This window comes from Enterococcus sp. DIV0712, assembly GCF_050554855.1.
Classification (GTDB): Bacteria; Bacillota; Bacilli; order Lactobacillales; family Enterococcaceae; genus Enterococcus; species Enterococcus faecalis.
Map to the genome: position 1 here is coordinate 2,734,590 of NZ_CP187333.1, position 18,500 is coordinate 2,753,089.

The 18,500-nt window shown below is 40.8% G+C and carries 12 protein-coding genes; all 12 read right to left on the reverse strand.

What is annotated here, in order from left to right; all coding sequences use genetic code 11:
- Positions 1-13: 13 nt before the first annotated feature.
- On the reverse strand, positions 14-568 hold the full coding sequence (gene srlA / locus IGL42_RS13030) for a PTS glucitol/sorbitol transporter subunit IIC (protein ID WP_002355983.1): 555 nt from the start codon (positions 566-568) through the stop codon (positions 14-16).
- The gene (locus IGL42_RS13035) at positions 568-1,053 is read right to left on the reverse strand and encodes a transcriptional regulator GutM (protein WP_002355985.1); all 486 of its coding nucleotides are present in this window, start codon (positions 1,051-1,053) and stop codon (positions 568-570) included. Before IGL42_RS13035 ends, srlA begins: the two co-directional genes overlap by 1 nt.
- The gene (locus IGL42_RS13040) at positions 1,050-2,912 is read right to left on the reverse strand and encodes a BglG family transcription antiterminator (RefSeq protein ID WP_002367533.1); all 1,863 of its coding nucleotides are present in this window, start codon (positions 2,910-2,912) and stop codon (positions 1,050-1,052) included. Before IGL42_RS13040 ends, IGL42_RS13035 begins: the two co-directional genes overlap by 4 nt.
- 15 nt (positions 2,913-2,927) lie before the next feature.
- The gene (locus IGL42_RS13045) at positions 2,928-3,728 is read right to left on the reverse strand and encodes an SDR family oxidoreductase (protein WP_002355987.1); all 801 of its coding nucleotides are present in this window, start codon (positions 3,726-3,728) and stop codon (positions 2,928-2,930) included.
- Between the two features lie 171 nt (positions 3,729-3,899).
- Entirely contained in the window at positions 3,900-5,798 is a 1,899-nt protein-coding gene (gene mnmG / locus IGL42_RS13050; protein ID WP_002396445.1) for a tRNA uridine-5-carboxymethylaminomethyl(34) synthesis enzyme MnmG, read from the reverse strand.
- A gap of 19 nt (positions 5,799-5,817) precedes the next feature.
- The gene (mnmE, locus tag IGL42_RS13055; protein WP_104842537.1) at positions 5,818-7,215 is read right to left on the reverse strand and encodes a tRNA uridine-5-carboxymethylaminomethyl(34) synthesis GTPase MnmE; all 1,398 of its coding nucleotides are present in this window, start codon (positions 7,213-7,215) and stop codon (positions 5,818-5,820) included.
- A 232-nt stretch (positions 7,216-7,447) separates the two neighbouring features.
- Positions 7,448-12,142 carry an Ig-like domain-containing protein gene (locus tag IGL42_RS13060; protein ID WP_104680688.1) on the reverse strand — a complete coding sequence of 1,565 codons (4,695 nt, stop codon included), beginning with the start codon at positions 12,140-12,142 and terminating at the stop codon, positions 7,448-7,450.
- Positions 12,143-12,882: 740 nt separating this feature from the next.
- A complete protein-coding gene (gene citG, locus IGL42_RS13065) occupies positions 12,883-13,752 on the reverse strand; it encodes a triphosphoribosyl-dephospho-CoA synthase CitG (protein WP_002359201.1) in 870 nt (289 codons plus the stop codon).
- A gap of 6 nt (positions 13,753-13,758) precedes the next feature.
- Positions 13,759-14,931: an NAD(P)-dependent malic enzyme gene (locus IGL42_RS13070; RefSeq protein WP_010710949.1), complete on the reverse strand. Its 1,173-nt coding sequence runs from the start codon at positions 14,929-14,931 to the stop codon at positions 13,759-13,761.
- Between the two features lie 117 nt (positions 14,932-15,048).
- Positions 15,049-16,446 carry an oxaloacetate decarboxylase subunit alpha gene (locus IGL42_RS13075; protein WP_002355994.1) on the reverse strand — a complete coding sequence of 466 codons (1,398 nt, stop codon included), beginning with the start codon at positions 16,444-16,446 and terminating at the stop codon, positions 15,049-15,051.
- Positions 16,439-16,975, reverse strand: a complete 537-nt coding sequence (citX, locus tag IGL42_RS13080) for a citrate lyase holo-[acyl-carrier protein] synthase (protein ID WP_002386428.1) — start codon at positions 16,973-16,975, stop codon at positions 16,439-16,441. The genes IGL42_RS13075 and citX overlap by 8 nt, the downstream gene beginning before the upstream one ends.
- Positions 16,968-18,500, reverse strand: a complete 1,533-nt coding sequence (gene citF, locus IGL42_RS13085) for a citrate lyase subunit alpha (protein ID WP_010710950.1) — start codon at positions 18,498-18,500, stop codon at positions 16,968-16,970. The genes citX and citF overlap by 8 nt, the downstream gene beginning before the upstream one ends.

Genomic DNA, 18,500 nt, shown 5'->3' on the forward strand with positions numbered 1-18,500 from the left:
ACCTTGCTCCTTTCTAATCCACAGCAATCTCTACTGTTTTACTAAGGGTAATTCCTTGTTGTTTGCAAACATAGGCGGTAGTGAAATCGGTAACCCAACCGCCAATAAAATTCATTAATATCCCTACAAACATATAGCGAATCGCTAGGTCCATCGAATTTAGTCCTAACGTATCAATCCCTTGCGCAATCCCTAACCAAACGAACAATTCACCAGGATTAATATGAGGAAAAACTCCATTACTGGTATGACAAAATTGCGCTTGTGCAGCATAATAGCTAGGTTTATAGTATTCTGGTAAAAATCGTGCCATCGTAAAGGACATTGGATTGCCTAACATAAACGCGGATAAAAAAGGCAGCACTAAATACCGCGTAACAGGATTTTTGGCAGAAAGTTTGGCTACCTTGGTTACTCTTTCTTCTCCTAGAAAAGCAATTAAAGTATTCATAGCTACCATTAACATCAAAACAACAGGTACGATGCCTGTCATCCAAGAAATAAATGTTTCTGCTCCTGTTTGGAAAAGGTGCATAAATCCTTCCGCAAATTTTGTAATATAAGACATTACTCGACACTTCCTTTCAATTTTGTTTGTACTTTATTTTTCCATAATTGCCATTGAATTTTGGCTCCATTAAGCGGCGTTAATGGTTGTGTTTCTTGATAATTGCCAAGCTCAACACGTAAGTAAATTTCTCGTGCATTTTCCATCGCTTGTTGGGTTAATTTATTTTCCTTTTGTACGAGTGGATGGTAATGATCCATATAATGAATATCCTCGTTCACGTACTGAGGTAAGGGATGAAATTTAGCTAGAACGGTGACACCTTGCATCTTTCTAGCGGCTAAGATTTTCCCTTGCGAATCCACAGCAAACAAGATAATCGTGCCTGCTTTTAACTTCCCTGCACGTCGACCAATCGCGACTTTTCCTAATTGTCGCAATTCTTGGTAGTTTTGATTAAAGTGTTTAATCTGTTTCATTCCCATAGCTATCTGAACGAAGTAAGCTGTTAAAAAAAGCGCCCCGAATACGTAGATAAAACTCATATGATAATCCCCTTCCTTTGCATCCACTCTTTAACTGCTAAAACATCTCGTTGCTTCCGTAACTCATTACGTAAACGTTCGTCTCCTGCGATTGTAAACAAGCGGTCATATAGTTGTAGTAACTCTGCTTCAACAGTGGCAGTCAGCTCTTCTGGAATACCCAACAGCAAAATAACATCAACTTTACCTTCTGGTGTAACCAGTGATTCTTCAAAAACCCCAATCGATAAAATAATCGTTGGTAAGGCTTGATTAATTGTATGGGGAAAGGCAATCCCCGATTCAAAAATAGTTGTTTGTTGATCTTCTCTAGTAAAAATTCGTTCGATAAATTGGGGATCTACTAATTTTTCTGCTTCTAAATCAGCAATCATTTTCTGGATATTCGCTCGGTAACCTTGAGTATTCTCTAATAATTGATAGGTCATATGAATATTTTGAGATTCCACGGAACGAATTTCTTTTGCTCTCTGCCACTCATTTCTGAGCCAAGTATCGTTAAATAAATTAGTTAAATGGATCATCGGTGTTTGTGGTCGAATATTTTTTAAGGGAATGGTTGTAAAAATAGCAAAATATTGATTCAATTCTCTTCTCTCTGCCTCTTCTTCAGAAAAATGGGCAATCTGGACGTCTGGACCCAAAACTTTTTCCAATTGCCGCTGAATGATCAAGGCCGTTCCATGACCTGTACTGCAGATTACAGCGATTTCTTTTTTGGCTCCCGCTTCATAGTTCCCTCTCAATGCTAGCTCAAAATACAAAGCGAGATACCCAAATTCAACCGTCGGCACACAACGATTTAACAAACGGCCCAATTCTTGCAAGCCAATCTTGGCTAATTCATAGGCCAAAGGATATTGTCGTTCAATTTCTCCGTAAAATAAATCGTGACATTCCACATGAAAAACGAGTCGATTCATCACGTTTCTTAAATGATCTTTCATTTCTGAAAACAAGAAGTCCTCATCAAATTCAACAACAACTGAATGATGAATTTTTTTCATCATTTTTTGAAAATAGTCAGCTAAGAGTCCTTCATCAGCCAATAAAGAATTACGAATATGGTTTGTGTTGATGTTAAAAGGAAAGCTGATAAAGGAACGTTCCCATTGGCTTAACGTTACATTATAGGTTATTTCCAAGTGATACATCAGTTCTTCAATCTGCTCGTTATGACGAACATAATCAACATATTCTGGTGGTAGTTCCGTAATGAGTTTTCCAGCTAAAACACGCTGCAAAACAATTGAAACCACTCTTCGTAAAAGAAAACTATCTTGTTTCGCTAGTCTTGTTTCTTTGATTATTTTTTGTATCATTTGTTTGGTAGTTTCATGAAGAAACTGTTCTTCAAAATATTCTTGGACGTAATTCACATGAAGTAAGCGTAAATCAAACTCTTTTCCTTCTAAATGAATGCCACGGTTTGGCGTGCCTACAACCGCAACCTGCCAAGGAGCAATCAGCTCTTTCATGCGCTTAATGTCTTTATTAACTGTGCCGCGACTAACGGCGAGTTCTTCGGATAAATCATAAGTTGAAATAAATTGATCTTCTTCTATTAATCGTTTGATAATGTAGGAAACACGCTTGCTTGAAGAATTAAAATCAGATTCCCTTTTTAGCCGTCCAGACAAAACCTCTTCAAAACCTTCAAAGTTATTGATTTCTAACTGAAAGAGATTTTCCTTCTGAATAATTTGGGCGATACCGATTAATTCATCATTCAATGTATCAATGTTTTTACGAACTGTTTGAGGACTTGCGGCTAATTTCTCTTGCAATTCCTGTAAGCTCATTCCTTTGTGATCAACTAGTAATTTTATTACTTGGTACCATCTATTTACTAGCGTCATTTAGTTTTCCCACCTCTATCCTCTTGTTTTACCTCCAGCTACGTTTGTGGTGATGCCTGTAATATAGCTTGAACGGTCTGATAAATAATAGCATACTAAGTCAGCGACTTCATGGAGTTTTCCGCTACGACCTAATGGAATCGTACTTGTTTTTGAATAACCTGCTCGCAATTGCTCAACAGAAATATTTCGTGTATAAGCCAATGCTTCTTCGTATGCTAAAGTGCGCAAGCCCGTTTCTTCCATAATACCTGGCGCAATCCCCACGACACGGACGTTTGATTTTCCTAACTCTTTAGCCCATGAACGTGTATAACTGCTGACCGCTGCTTTCGTTGCAGCGTAGGCGCTTTGCCCTTCGGATCCTTCTAATCCAGCTTCTGAAGACATATTAATAATGACACCTGCTTGTTTTTGTACAAGAATCCGGCCCACTGCTTGGCTCATTAGGTAGAGCCCTTTTTGATTGATGGCTACAATTTTGTCGAATACCTCATCCGATAATTCATAAGGCCCATGAGGATGATTTTTATCCACCAATAGACGAGGAATATTGATTCCGGCATTATTTACTAGGCCATCTACGGTTCCAAATTTTTCCACCACTTGAGCGACACCAGCTTCTACTTCTGCTCGAGAAGTTACATCGACTTTCACAAAGAGTAAATGCTCATGTTGCGTTTCTGATGCTGAAATATCAAAATTAGCGACATAGACCTCTTGTGCTAACAAGCTTTCAACAATGCTGCGACCAATACCAGATGAGCCTCCTGTAACAATCACTACTTTTCCTTTAATTCCTAACCAATCTGTCATTTGTTCCACTCCTATCATTTGTTTGCGCTTTCAGTATAGGTCAGTTTGTGAAATTATTTAAGACAGTCTTTTTTTGCAGTTTAGAAAAAAAAGTAGACTAATTCAAAACAAAAAAGCAGTTGCTTCTTCACAATCAATCATCCGTGAAGAAGCAACTGCTTCAAATTTTTATTATCCTTGCACTTTCGCGATTTTTCCTTGTTCGATGTAGACCATCAAAATGCTAATGTCAGCGGGGTTCACACCGCTGATACGGCTTGCTTGGGCAATCGTTTCTGGTTGGATTTTTTGTAGTTTTTGTTTTGCTTCTGTAGCCAAGCCGTTAATCGCTTGGTAATCGATGTTTTCTGGAATGCGTTTTGCTTCCATGCGTTTTAGTTTCTCAACTTTTTCCATGGCTTTTTTTATGTAGCCTTCGTACTTGATTTGAATTTCTACTTGTTCAATCACTTTTGAATCAAGCGCCTCTTCAGGTGCGGGAATAAATTGAGCGACTTCTTGATAACTGATTTCTGGGCGTTTCAGAAAATCTCTAGCTAAAATACCATCTTTTAAGCCAGCAGCGCCTTTGGTTTCCAAAAATGCTTGCACTTCTTTGGTTGGTTTAATCCGATGTTTGCCTAAGCGGGCAATTTCCGCTTCAACAGCCGCTTTTTTGACTAGATAGGCGGCATATTGTTCTTCTTTGACTAAGCCAATTTCATGACCCATTTCTGTTAAACGTAAGTCCGCATTGTCATGTCGTAAAATCAAACGATACTCCGCACGTGACGTTAATAAGCGATAAGGTTCGTTAGTGCCTTTTGTAACTAAATCGTCAATCATGACGCCAATATAGCCATCACTACGTTTTAAAACAAGAGGCTCTTTGCCTTGAATTTTCAATGCAGCATTAATTCCTGCCATCAAGCCTTGACCAGCAGCTTCTTCGTAGCCACTAGTTCCGTTCGTTTGACCTGCTGTATAAAGATTTTCAATGACCTTTGTTTCTAATGTTGGGCGTAATTGGTGAGGGACTACCACATCGTATTCAATGGCGTAACCTGTACGCATCATTTCTACTTTTTCTAATCCTTCAATAGAATGAAGCATTTCTGTTTGGACATCTTCTGGTAAAGAAGTAGATAAGCCTTGGACGTAAACTTCTTCGGTATTCAACCCTTCTGGTTCCAAGAACAATTGGTGTCTTGGTTTGTCTGCAAAACGAACAATTTTGTCCTCGATGGATGGGCAATACCGAGCGCCCACACCTTCCACAATCCCAGTAAACATTGGGGCGCGGTGTAGATTTTTTTGAATAATTTCATGCGTTGTTTCATTCGTATAAGTTAACCAACAAGGTTCTTGGTTTTGATTGTAGGCACTATCTGGCGTGCTGTAACTAAAGTGGTTGGGTTCTTTATCGCCTGGTTGTTCCTCTGTCACAGAATAATCAATCGTACTTGATTTTACTCGCGGCGGCGTTCCTGTTTTAAAGCGATCGATTTCTAAACCTAATTCTTTTAAATGATTGGCTAAACCAACGGAAGGTTGCGAATTGTTTGGTCCTGATGAATATTTTAATTCACCAATAATAATTTCGCCACGCAAGGCAGTACCGGCAGTAATCACCACTGCTTGACTACGGTATGCGGCACCTGTTGAAGTTACAACACCACGACAAACGCCATCTTCCACGATTAATTCTTCAACAATCCCTTGACGAAGGGTTAAATTTTCTTCTTTTTCAATGGTATGTTTCATTTCTGTCGCATAGGCATGTTTGTCAGCTTGCGCGCGCAACGCACGCACTGCTGGACCTTTACCAGTATTTAGCATCCGCATTTGGATGTAGGTTTTATCAATGTTTTTACCCATTTCGCCGCCTAATGCATCGATTTCTCGGACAACGACTCCTTTGGCAGGTCCACCAACAGAAGGGTTACATGGCATAAAAGCAACCATATCTAAATTAATCGTTAAAAGTAACGTTTTAACGCCCATTCGTGCGGCTGCTAAGGCTGCTTCAGAGCCAGCATGTCCAGCACCGACGACAATAACATCATATGATTCTGCTTGATATTGATTCATAAAAAATTCCTCTCTTGTCTTATTTTCCTAAACAAAATTGACTAAATAACTGTGTAATTAATTCATCTTGGACACTATCGCCGACGATTTCCCCTAAATAATCCCAACAACGGGTCATATCAATTTGAACTAAATCGACTGGCATACCTGCTTCGATGCCGTTAATCACTTCTTGTAACGAAAGCGCTGCTTGATCCAGCAAAGCAATATGACGTGTATTAGAAATATAGGTAGCATCTTTTTCGCCTGTTTGGCCGCCAAAGAAAAGATCAGCAATTTTCGCTTCTAACTGATCTAAGCCTGTGTTTGACAACACCGAAACGGATAAAATTTCTTCTGCAGGGACTAATTCTTGTAATTCGTTAGGATCTAGTTTTGTCGGTAAGTCCATTTTATTTAAAAGAATAACGCGTTTTAAGCCTTTCGTTGCTTCCAACAGTTGACGATCTTCCTCTGTCAATTCTTCGCTTTGATTTAAGACTAACAAAATTAAATCCGAATCTGCTAACGCTTTGCGGCTACGTTCGACACCAATTCGTTCCACAATGTCTTCTGTTTCGCGAATCCCCGCTGTATCAATTAATTTTAAAGGAACGCCGCGAACGTTAACGTATTCTTCAATGACATCACGTGTCGTTCCAGCAATATCTGTAACGATGGCTTTTTCTTCTCGTAACAGATGGTTTAACAAACTGGATTTCCCGACATTTGGTCGGCCAATAATTACTGTACTTAGACCTTCTCGCAAAATTTTTCCTTGTTTAGCGGTCGTTAATAATTGTTGAATCTGCGCTTTCACAAATTCGGCTTTTTCTAAAAGTAATTTCGTGGTTAATTCTTCGACATCATCATACTCTGGATAATCGATATTAACTTCTACTTGTGCTAAAGTATTTAAAATTTCTTGTCTTAATGAACGAATTAACGCCGACAAGTTACCATCCAATTGATTCAATGCAACATTCATCGCTTTATCTGTTTTAGCACGGATTAAGTCCATCACTGCTTCTGCTTGTGAAAGATCCATTCGGCCATTTAGAAAAGCACGTTTTGTAAATTCCCCAGGTTCGGCCATTCGTGCGCCTTCACGTAACAGTAATTGCAGTAGTTGGTTCACCACGACAATGCCGCCATGACAGTTAATTTCTACCACGTCTTCTCGTGTAAATGTTTTCGGTGACCGCATCACAGAAAGCATGACTTCATCAATCAATTGATCGTTTTGCGGATCAACAATATGACCATAATGAATCGTGTGCGTGGGGACTTTAGCTAAATCTTTAGTGCCTGACCGATAAACTTTGTTTGCAATAGCAACTGCTTGCTCGCCACTTAAACGAACAATACTAATCGCACCTTCACCTGGCGGCGTAGAAATCGCCGCAATTGTATCAAATTCCATTGTAGCTGATTGCATAATTAGCTTCCTTTCTTCATAACAACAAAAAAAGCGCCCACTCCTCCTGCATTAAAAAATTCAGGTTGGATTTAGCACTTTCACTGCTTGTTCCTTCGATTTTCTGAAAATAGAATAGCACATTTTATTCTATTTGGCAATTTTTCTTCATTAAATGGAACGAGAAAACGTATCATTGAGTGGGGAATTCTCAACAATACGTTTTCTCATCTATAGGAATTAAAGGAGAGAGCTAGTTTTTACGTTTGCGTTTGATGATTCCCATGCTCGCAAGGAGTGCGACAAAGGCGCCAAACAAACTTGTTGTCACGGCTGAAGACTCTTTTTCACCTGTGCTAGGTAAGAAGCCTGTTTTCCCGTGATTTCCAGTGCCATAACTGATGGTACTTAGTTTCGGATTGTAGCCACTACCATTTGTACCGAGGACATTGCCTAGTGAACCTAAGCCAGAACCTGTTGTGCCTAAACCAGAACCTCCATTTGGATTTGAACCTGTGTTTGAACCATTTCCATTATTCCCGCCAGTTGCGCCATTGTTTCCTGTGTTGCCGCCTGTATTGCCGTTATTTCCGCCAGTGTTACCATTGCCTCCTCCAGGATTCGTTGGGTCGGCTGGTGTCATGAAGGTTGTAGCCGTACTGTAATGTCCTGCGCCATCGGTAGCTGTCGCAAGTAAACTTTGTTGAGCAGTCGCTTGTCCCGCTGTTAATTGGATAGCGAAGTTGCCTTCAGCATCGGTGGCACCTACAGCAATCACACTTCTTAATAGTCGGTTACTAATTTGAATGATTCGGTTTGGTTCAGCTGTTCCTTTGATGAGGTAGCCGGCTTTAGACGTTCCTAAAACTGAAGAGACAGTTGGTGCCGCAATTTTAATTTCTGGTTCTCCCGTAATATCGGCTGGCGTCATAAATGTGGTTTTAGGACTCACATTTCCTTGTGTATCTGTGGTTAGTGCGGTTAACGTTTCTTTTTCTGTTGCTAACCCTGCTGCAATATGAACGGAGAAGGTGCCTCCAGTAGTTGTATTGCCACTTGCCAATAATTGTTCACTGCTATTGTAAAATTGAACCGTGACATTTGGATCAGCAGTTCCAGTGACTGTATAGCCATTGGCTTTGTTTCCTTCAACCTTCGTAATAGTTGGCGCCGCTAAAACAACATCCGCTGGAATAACGGCTGTAGCTGGTTGACTTTCATTGCCAGCGCCATCTTTGCTAATAATCGTAATCGTTTCTCCTGGTGTCACTACGCCAGCTGGTAGAGTCACCGTATATTGGCCGGTTTCGTTAGCAGTGGTAGCAGCAATGATGGTTCCGTCTGCGTCACGGACATCAATAGTGGTTTTGGGCTCCGCCGTTCCAGTGATTTCGTAACCTTTACCAGAATTTCCGGTAATAGAATCAATGGTTGGTGTGGCTAAGTCGGCTGGTGTAGTTGCTGTAGCTGGCTGACTTTCTTTCCCTGTTGCATTTTTCGCTACGACAGTTATTGTTTCGTTAGCTGAGGCCTTCCCTGGCTCTAAAGTCACTGTGTATTTGCCATCAGTTCCAGTAGTTGCCATGCCAAGGACTGTGCCATCGGCGTCACGCACCTCAACTGTTGTACCAACTTCTGCTGCTCCTACTACTTGATAGCCTTTTGTCGTGCTACCAGTGATTTTGTCAACAGTAGGTGTCGCGACTGGTGCATCTGGATCAGCAGGTGTTTTGAAAGCAGTCGGATTACTTTCTTTCCCAGCAGCATCTTTCGCAATGGCAGTTAAGGCTTCGTTGGCTGTTGCTGTGCCCGTCGGAAGAGTGATTGTAAATGCGCCAGCACCATCAGTCGTTCCCGTAGCAATAACTAAACCTGCTTCATTGTGAATCTCAATGGTGACATTTGGCTCTGCCGTGCCGGTTACTTGATACCCAGTGGCAGTTGTTCCTGTAACAGTCGTCACAGTTGGTGCTGCTACGGTTGCATCTTCAGGGACCGTCACTTCCGTTGGTTGACTTTCATTGCCGTCACCGTCTTTTCCAACAACTGTTAATGTATCACCAGGATTAGCGGCTCCCGCTGGAAGGTCCACAGTAAAGTTTCCTTGATCATCCGTTGTCGTTGTACCAATAATTGTTCCATCTGGGTTCCGCACTTCAATGGTGGTATTAGGGTCCGCCGTCCCAGTGATTTCATAACCAGTTGTTGAATCTCCAGTAATGTCACCAATTGTTGGTGTGGTAACATCAGCGGGTGTCATAGCTGTAGTTGGTTGACTCTCAAGTCCAGTATCATTTTTAGCAACTACATTCACTGTTTGTTTAGCTGTTGCTTTTCCTGAAGCTAACGTCACAGTATATTGGCCAGTCGGTCCAGTTGTTGCGGTGCCTAAAACTGTTCCGTCTGTTGCACGAACTTCAATGGTGGTGCCAAGTTCAGCGGTACCTGTCACTTGATATCCTTGTGTTGTATTCCCAGTAACTTTGTCGACACTTGGCGGTGCCACTACTTCATCTGCTGGTGTTTGGAAGGTTGTCGGTGTACTTGTATTGCCAGCAGGATCTTTGGCTAACGCTGTCAATGTTTCATTCGCATTTGCCGTCCCAGCTGGAAGGTTCACAGCAAAGGAACCAGTCCCATCGGCAGTCCCTGTTGCAATCACGTTCCCATCTGCATCACGAATTTCGATGGTAGCATTCGGATCAGCGGTGCCTGTCACCTGATAACCAGCAACTGAATTACCTGTTACTCCTGTTACAGTTGGTGCTGTAACCGTGGCATCAGCAGGAACAAGGACTTCAGTCGGTTGACTTTCATTTCCCGCGTTATCCTTTCCAATCACTGTTAACGTATCCCCAGGATTGGTCGTTCCCGTTGGTAGCGTTACAGTAAAATCACCATTCGTATCAGAGGTACCTGTACCAATGACTGCCCCAGATGGATCACGAACTTCGATTGTTGTGTTAGGGTCTGCTGTTCCTGTAATTTCATAACCCGAACCAGAGTTGCCTGTGATGTTATCAACTGTTGGTGCAGTGACATCAGCTGGTGTTGTCGCCGTTGCTGGTTGACTTTCCGTGCCACTAGCGTTTTTCGCTACAACGCTCAGCGTTTGATTTGCTGTTGCTGTTCCTGAATCTAAAGTCACTGTATATTTTCCGTCAGTTCCAGTTGTTGCAGTACCAAGGACCGTGCCAGCTGCATCGCGAACCTCAATGGTGGTGCCAACTTCAGCAGTCCCTTTGACCTCATAGCCTTTTGTTGTACTACCTGTTACAGTCTCAACAATTGGCGTCGCCACGGGCGTATTAGGATCCGCTGGCGTTTGGAACGTTGTTGGCGTACTTTCTGTGCCGCTGGCGTTTTTCGCTACGGCGGTTAACGTTTCATTGGCACCTGCTTCACCTGCGGGAATGGTAACTGTAAATGCCCCTGTCCCATCAGCGGTACCTGTACCTATCACGGCACCTCCTGCATTTCGGATTTCAACCGTGGCATTGGCATCGGCAGTTCCTTTGACCTCGTAACCTGCCGTTGAATTACCTGTCACTCCTGTGATTGTTGGTGCGGTTACGGTTGCTTCATCCGCTGGTGTTTGGAACGTTGTTGGCGTACTTTCTGTACCGCTGGCGTTTTTCGCTACGGCGGTTAACGTTTCATTCGCACCTGCTTCACCTGCGGGAATGGTAACTGTAAATGCCCCTGTCCCATCAGCAGTACCTGTACCTATCACGGCACCTCCTGCATTTCGGATCTCAACCGTGGCATTGGCATCGGCAGTTCCTTTAACTTCGTAACCTGCTGTTGAATTGCCTGTTACTCCTGTTACGGTAGGTGCGGTTACTTCACTAGTAGTACCTGCAGCAAAATAAATGTTGGATACACCGTCTGCTGTTGCTAATAAATTAACGTCTAAAAGATCTGTTTGAACGACTGTTCCTACAAAACGAGCATCTAAATTATTGGATAAATTTTGAGGTGTTGAAACGGTAGTTGGTAAAGTAACCGTAGTTGCGCCTAGTAAAGAAGCATCCACTAACTCATTCACACCTGAACCACCAACCGCTAATAAAGGCAAAGCACCTGAAACAGCCACGTTTACCGTGCCTTTGACAGGAAGCAAGGCTGCATTTATGGCTGTGGCGACAAGATTACTTGGGATACTGGTTCCTTTTGCCTCCAAAGCTTGAACTGCCGCATTCAAATCTTGTAAGATGTTTGAAACATTTTGGGCTAAAACTAACCCTAAACCATCACTAATTGGTGCGCTAATGTATGAGCCGTCAGCTGCTAACGTTTCCGGAGCTGTAAATGAAGCAGCACCTAAGTTTTCAATGTTATTCACTAATTCCAATTGACGATTCACTTCCGTCAGATCAATATCAACACCAGTTAAATTCCCTAACGCTCCACTGGTAATTTGAGTAATGACATTGGTTAAATCATTGGCTGCATTCAAAACGGCAGTCAAAAAAGTAACTTTTGAAAGATCAATCGTAACGTTGGTATTGATTGCTGCGCTGCCTGCTGCAGCTACATTTCCTCTTAACTCAGGAGGAATCACTAACACCGCTTGTTTTTGTCCACTAAACACAGCGGAAGCATCTGCTAAAGCGCCACCAGAAACCGTGAAATTAACTGGTTGATTTTGGTTTGCGGCTGTCCAACGATTACTCGTTGAAGTGCCACTGTCATTATTTGACGTAACATTTGATAATAATTCGATATCCAAGACCGCTGCTGATGCACTGATTGTGCCAGAGGTAACAGCTATACTTACAGGGATTGCTAATGACGTAAATAATAAACCACTTGATATTGCTAAATTAAGCATCTTGCGTTTTGTCCATTTTTTATGCTGACTTTTCCGATTAAAATCCTCAACAATTTTCTTTTTCATCTGATCGTCCCTCTTTTCTTTAAAATAAACGATAAATACCAAGATCATTAGCTTCCCCTAGTTGTTCATCTCCCCCTTTAGCGATTTAAATGGATTTAACACCTGCAGTTTAGTACATTTCCTCAGCTTTTCAAAATATAATGCTGTGAATTTTTATATAAAAATTCATTTGATAACAAACATCCTGGATATGTTAAAAAACTCACTAATTCATTAGTGAGTTATTATACAATGAGAGGAAAATGAGGAAGTTTATACATTTCTCCTCAATCATTAAAGATAAATAAATTATTTTATTATAACTTATCGTTTGATAAATTGATAATTAAATAACGGAAAATTTTTTTATTTTTTTGAGAAATTCCACTATTATTTTTTCTGCTTCTTTGACTGTTTTTATCAATTTTATGGCTGTAAGTCATAAAAACTTTACATCAAAAAAATGACTCTAATCTATAACAATTTTTTCTGTTTTTAAGATTTTTTTATGAAATTTTTTATATTAAAAAAATTTCATAAAAAAAGGCGACAGCCGTTTTTGAACGAATGCCGCCTTTTAGATAAACAAAAACCTGATTCTAAAAGAATCAGGTTTAGGAAAAGCAAATCAAGATTCGCTTCAACTGTTTATCATCGTATTTGTATACTCTGATAAGAATGATTTCGTAATAAAATATACTGTGTTTCGTGGTATTTGTCAATCGCTTTCTTGAATTCTCTTGAGACCTTTCCATAAGCATATAAGGTCAAAATAACTGACCAAATCAGCGTTGTAACTATCTTTTTAATTAAGGGGTCAGCCAATTTAATTTCATTAGTTTATCTAAAAACACCACCAAAATTAAAGCATCTGCACTGCCACCAATACTCCAATTTTTTTCTTTGAATAAGTGATTCAATCTTTCTAAACAAAGGGTTCCCCGTAACGTTTGTGTCCCCCCTAAAGCAAAATATTCCTGGATTAACGGTTGATATATTTCAAAAATTTGGACATTTTGACTTCGTTTAATCAAATTCGTATCCTCAACATAGAGCGATAAATAAAGGAGCGTATCAATGAGTTTTTGTTGTTGTGTGCCTTGATGTTTTTGATAATAAGGCACTCCCTGTTCAAAGACAGCGGGATAACCTTGTTGCGCCTCACCACGGATTCCAGTCAAGCCATGCTGAACAAATAGTCGTTCACCCCAAGTTAGTTTTTCTAGCTCATTCGTAGCGAGGTTTTCAAAGTCAGCCAATAAGTCTTGCGTCATTGTTTGAAGCGTTTGTTGAAACAATTGTAAGGTGCAAGGGGTCTCCCAAATCATTAAACGACCACAGACAGCTAAAAAAATACCTAGAGAAAAAATCGCTCCTTTATGTGTATTGATACCTTCTGTTGCCTCAAACATCGCTCGTTCTGCTTCTAAACCAACTTGTCGAATTGCGCGAAATGTTGCCTCAATCGGCAAATGACGTAGCTCTGTCCCAGCTTGAACGAAGGTTTCAAAATAAGGAGTCAAAACCACACTACTTTCTAAAAAAGTGAAAACATCCATATCTTGATGGGCGCCTGCATCGACTGGATCCACCAAGCCTGGTTTATTTAAACAGGTCACTTCATAGAGTAGTGCCAATTGTGCTTGCTGCGCTAATTTACTCCTTGCTTGCTTTGTCATTGCCTTTTACGTCCCTTCTTCTGCCGTGGTCTTTTCTTGTTTTATATAGTCTAGTACAGCATTAAAAACCGTGTCAACTACGCCGCCATCAAATACATTAGGTATAAATTTTTCTGCTGTGGGTTCTGAAATCATAGCGGCCAAGCTTCGTGCTACTGTCATTTGCAAACCGACATCGACTTTTCTGCCTTTCGCTGCCAATAACCCTTTAAAAAGACCTGGAAAAGCTAAAATGTTGTTCACTTGATTCGGATATTTGGAAGAACCAGTTGCTAATAAACGGACGCCATTGGCTTGGGCGAGGGCTGGTTCAATTTCTGGTTTAGGATTTGCTAAAGCAAAGATAATTGGGTCTTGGTTCATTGATTTAATCAGGGCTGGCGTTAGCACATCCGCTTCTGATAAGCCTAAAAAAACATCCTGATTGACGACAGCGGTGGCTAAATCTTTGTTTTCTACTGATGGTTTTATTACCTGTCGAAGCAAAGCACGTTGGTAAGGATTCAATGTCGGGTCTTCTTCTCTTAAAACACCTTGGCGATCTACTAAGGTGAGATGCGTAATTCCCGCTTGAATACATAACTTAGCGGTCGCTACACCAGAAGCACCAACTCCGTTAATCACCACACGCAATTCATTTAAAGGTTTTCCTTTAATTTTGGCTGCGTTGATTAGCCCAGCTAAAACGACAATGGCTGTGCCTTCTTGGTCATCATGATACACAGGAATGTTCAAACGTTGTTGAAGTTTTTCTTCAATTTCAAAACATTTTGGTGCAGAAATATCTTCTAAGTGGATTCCTGCAAAACTATTTTGTAAATTTTCAATTGTTTGAACCATCTCGTCAACTGATTTTTGTTCCAGTGCTAAAGGAATAGCATCGACCCCCGCCAAATTTTTATAAAGTAAAGCTTTGCCTTCAACAATTGGCAAGCCCGCTTGCGTGCCCATATTGCCGAGACCCAGAACAGCTGACCCATCTGTAATAACCGCAATTAACTTACCACTAATGGTCCACTCGCGCGCTAATTCATGATTTTGGGCAATCATTAAACTCAATTCTGCGACACCAGGTGTATACATTTTGGCTAAATCATGATGGTTTAACACCGCTTCTGTTGCTTCAAGACTTAGTACACCAATATTTTTTTGATGAATTGCTAGAACTTCTTCTAACACATTGTCACTTCCTTTCACGGGCTGCCTTTTTTCTATTTGATGAAGTAAGGGTTTGAACAACCGTTATCGTCGCTCAAACCCTTGCTTCTTTATACATTTGCGGAGCACTTGCCCGTTCTATTCTGGCAAGTCAAGTTTGACTGTCACTTTCTGTAACGGTACATCGTAAAAAGGATCTTCACGACGTCCTAAAAAGTCTTTTCCTTGTTGCGGGAACATCGCATATAATAGGACATCCTCTTCAGATTTTGCGTATTGTTGGATTTCCTTTTCTAAACTATGCAACTCTGGTTTCAATAAATCCGCTGGTCGACAAGTAATTACTTCTTCATCCCCAATGATTTTTTGCTTAATCTCTTCTGCGATAGGTGCTGGTGATTTGCCATATTCTCCGCGCACATAATCTTTGATTTCATTCGGTATTAAGGAATATCTTTCCCCAGAAATCACATTCATTAAGGCTTGTGTTCCAACCATTTGTGAAAGCGGCGTAACTAGTGGTGGATACCCTAAATCTGCTCTTACTTTAGGTACTTCAGCTAAAACTTCTTCATATTTGTCTTGTAAACCTTGCTCCGTTAATTGACTTAATAAGTTTGATAACATACCACCAGGCACTTGATAAATCAAGGTTTTCGGTTCCGTATCTTTAACTTTAGGGTTTAAAATGCCTTCACTTCTAAAGCGATCACGAATCGGATTGAAATAGTCAGCAATCTCTGTTACTTTTTCCATATTTAAACCTGTTTCAAAGCCTAAATCTTCTAACGCAATGGCTACAGATTCTGTGGCTGGTTGACTCGTACCGCCAGCGAAAGAAGAGATAGCTGTATCGATGATATCCGCACCTGCTTCAGCAACTTTTAAATAGGTCATCTCAGAAATACCACTAGTCGCATGCGTATGCACCTCTAAAGGTAAATCAATGGCATCTTTCATTTTGCTCACTAATTCAAAACCAGTTTGTGGCGTCAAAACGCCTGCCATATCCTTAATACAAATGGAATCCGCTCCTGTTTGACTTAATTCTTTGGCTAATTTTACAAAGTAATCGATGGTATGAATTTCACTCGTAGTATAAGAAATCGCTGCTTGACAGTGTCCGCCAGCTTCTTTTGTTGTTTGAATTGCTGTTTGTAAATTACGGACATCATTCAAGGCATCGAAAATACGAATAATATCAATCCCATTTTCAACTGATTTTTCGACAAAGGCCCGCACCACATCATCAGCGTAATGACGATATCCTAGTAAATTTTGTCCTCGTAATAACATTTGAAGTTTGGTATTTTTAACTTCTTTGCGAATTTGGCGAAGACGTTCCCAAGGATCCTCGTTTAAATAGCGGACACAGGAATCAAACGTTGCCCCGCCCCACATTTCTAATGCATGAAATCCTGCCTCGTCCATTGTTTTAATAATCGGCAGCATATCTGAGGTTGGCATCCGTGTTGCAATTAAACTTTGTTGTCCATCCCGTAGCACCGTTTCTGTAAAACGAATTTTTTTACTCACTTGGCTGCTCCTTTCGTGTCAAAATTATTTCTGTTATTTTTTCTTGCATTGCTTCAAGACTGTGACGTCGATTTCGTCCACAGACTTTCGCCTCTTCTTGGCACATAAAACAGCGCCGTGGTGGCAAGCCTAAATCTCCTCGATGAAGGCTTTTTAGCTCCTCATTTCCCCATAAAACATCTAGGTCCACTAAACGACCATAAGGATGTGTTTCTTCAATTTTGACCATTCTTTGTTTTAATTCTTGTGGGGCTAACGAAACCGCCAAATAATATTCAGGCCCTGTTTTTTCATTCCGGTAAAAATTAACAATCGGTACTTGATCCAGCAATTGTTGCTCGACTTCGTCAATTACTTCTAAAAAAACAGCCGTTAAGGTGGGCGAATTTTTCACTTCTCCAGGAATATTCATTGTGGCAGATAAGAGACTAGCTTCTGGTGCTGTTTCTAACAACTCCTTCTGTGTGGCAGCTCTTTGTTCGCGAGCATCCAACATCTCTAAAAGTGTTACTTTTTCCCCATTAAACATTGCGTACCACATCAATTAGACTACCATCTCGGTATTCAATTAACGCAACGACTTTGTCTCCATATTTAATTGGTTCCGGGGTGCCAACAATGTTGTAGGCTTTGTCTTTCAACTCTTCTAACGTAAACTGAGGAACGTTTAAGGTTTTAAAACAATCAATTAAGTCTGTTCTTTTTGGATTGATTGCAATGCCAACTTCTGTTACTACGACATCGACACTCGTACCTGGTGTAACGACTGTATTTACTTGCTCAACGATTGTTGGAATCCGTCCACGAACAAGTGGTGCAATCACTAGACTCATTTTACAAGCCATACTTGTATCGGAATGTCCGCCAGAAGCACCACGGATGACACCATCTGAACCAGTAATGACATTTACATTAAAATCTGTGTCCACTTCTAAAGCAGATAAAATAGCTGTGTCTAATTGATTAATAACCGCCCCTTTGCTAAGCGGTGAAGCATACATATTGGCATCAATTTCATAATGATTGGCATTTTCCCCTAAAGAAATAGCTGATGGATGATCAAAGTCTTGGACGTCAATAATTTTTTCTACTAAGCCTTCTTCCAAAAGTTCCACCATTGCATTCGTAATTCCGCCTAAAGCGAAACTTGCTTTAATGCCATCTTTAAGCATTTGTTCTCTCATGAACCGCGTAACTGCTAGTGAAGAGCCACCTGTTCCTGTTTGGAATGAGAAGCCTTCTTTGTAGTAAGGAGAATGTGTAATTATTTTTGCGGCATATTCAGCAATCAATAATTCTTTAGGATTCTTTGTAAAACGTGTCGCGCCTTTGGCAATTCCATCTGGATCACCAATTGCATCAATTTCTACCACATAATCAACATCTGTTTGTGGAATACTAATAGGGGTATTAGGATATGGTACTAATGTGTCAGTAATGATGACCACTTGATCCGCATATTTTGCATCGACCATCGCATATCCAAGAGAACCACAGGTAGCTTTTCCTTTGGTTCCATTCGCATTTCCATAAGCGTCTGAACTTGGTGCACCTAAGAAAGCTACATCAATATGGATATCGCCTGCTGCTACTGCCCGTGCCCGGCCACCATGTGAACGAATCACCACAGGATTTTCCATTATACCTGCTGAAATAGCGGCGCCTACTTTATCTCTCAAACCAGAAGAAGTAATGTTGGTGACTACTCCATTTTTAATGTGTTCGATCAAAGGTTCATGAACATTTGCAATTGAACTAGGTGCAATCGAAATATTTTTCAGCCCCATGGCGGCAATCTCGGCTAAAACTAAATTCATCACATAGTCTCCTTCACGGAAATGGTGATGGAAAGAGATGGTCATGCCATCTTTTAAACCTGTTTTTTCAATTGCTTCACGAATACTTCCTAAAAGTTTTGTCTCCCGAGGTTTCACTGGTTTAATTGCTCGGCTCGCTTCTTGATAAGCATCAATGTGTGCTAATTCTCCTTCATAAATGCCGTATTGCTCTGCATAAGATTGAGGAATGTCTTTGCCTACTTTATTTACTACCAT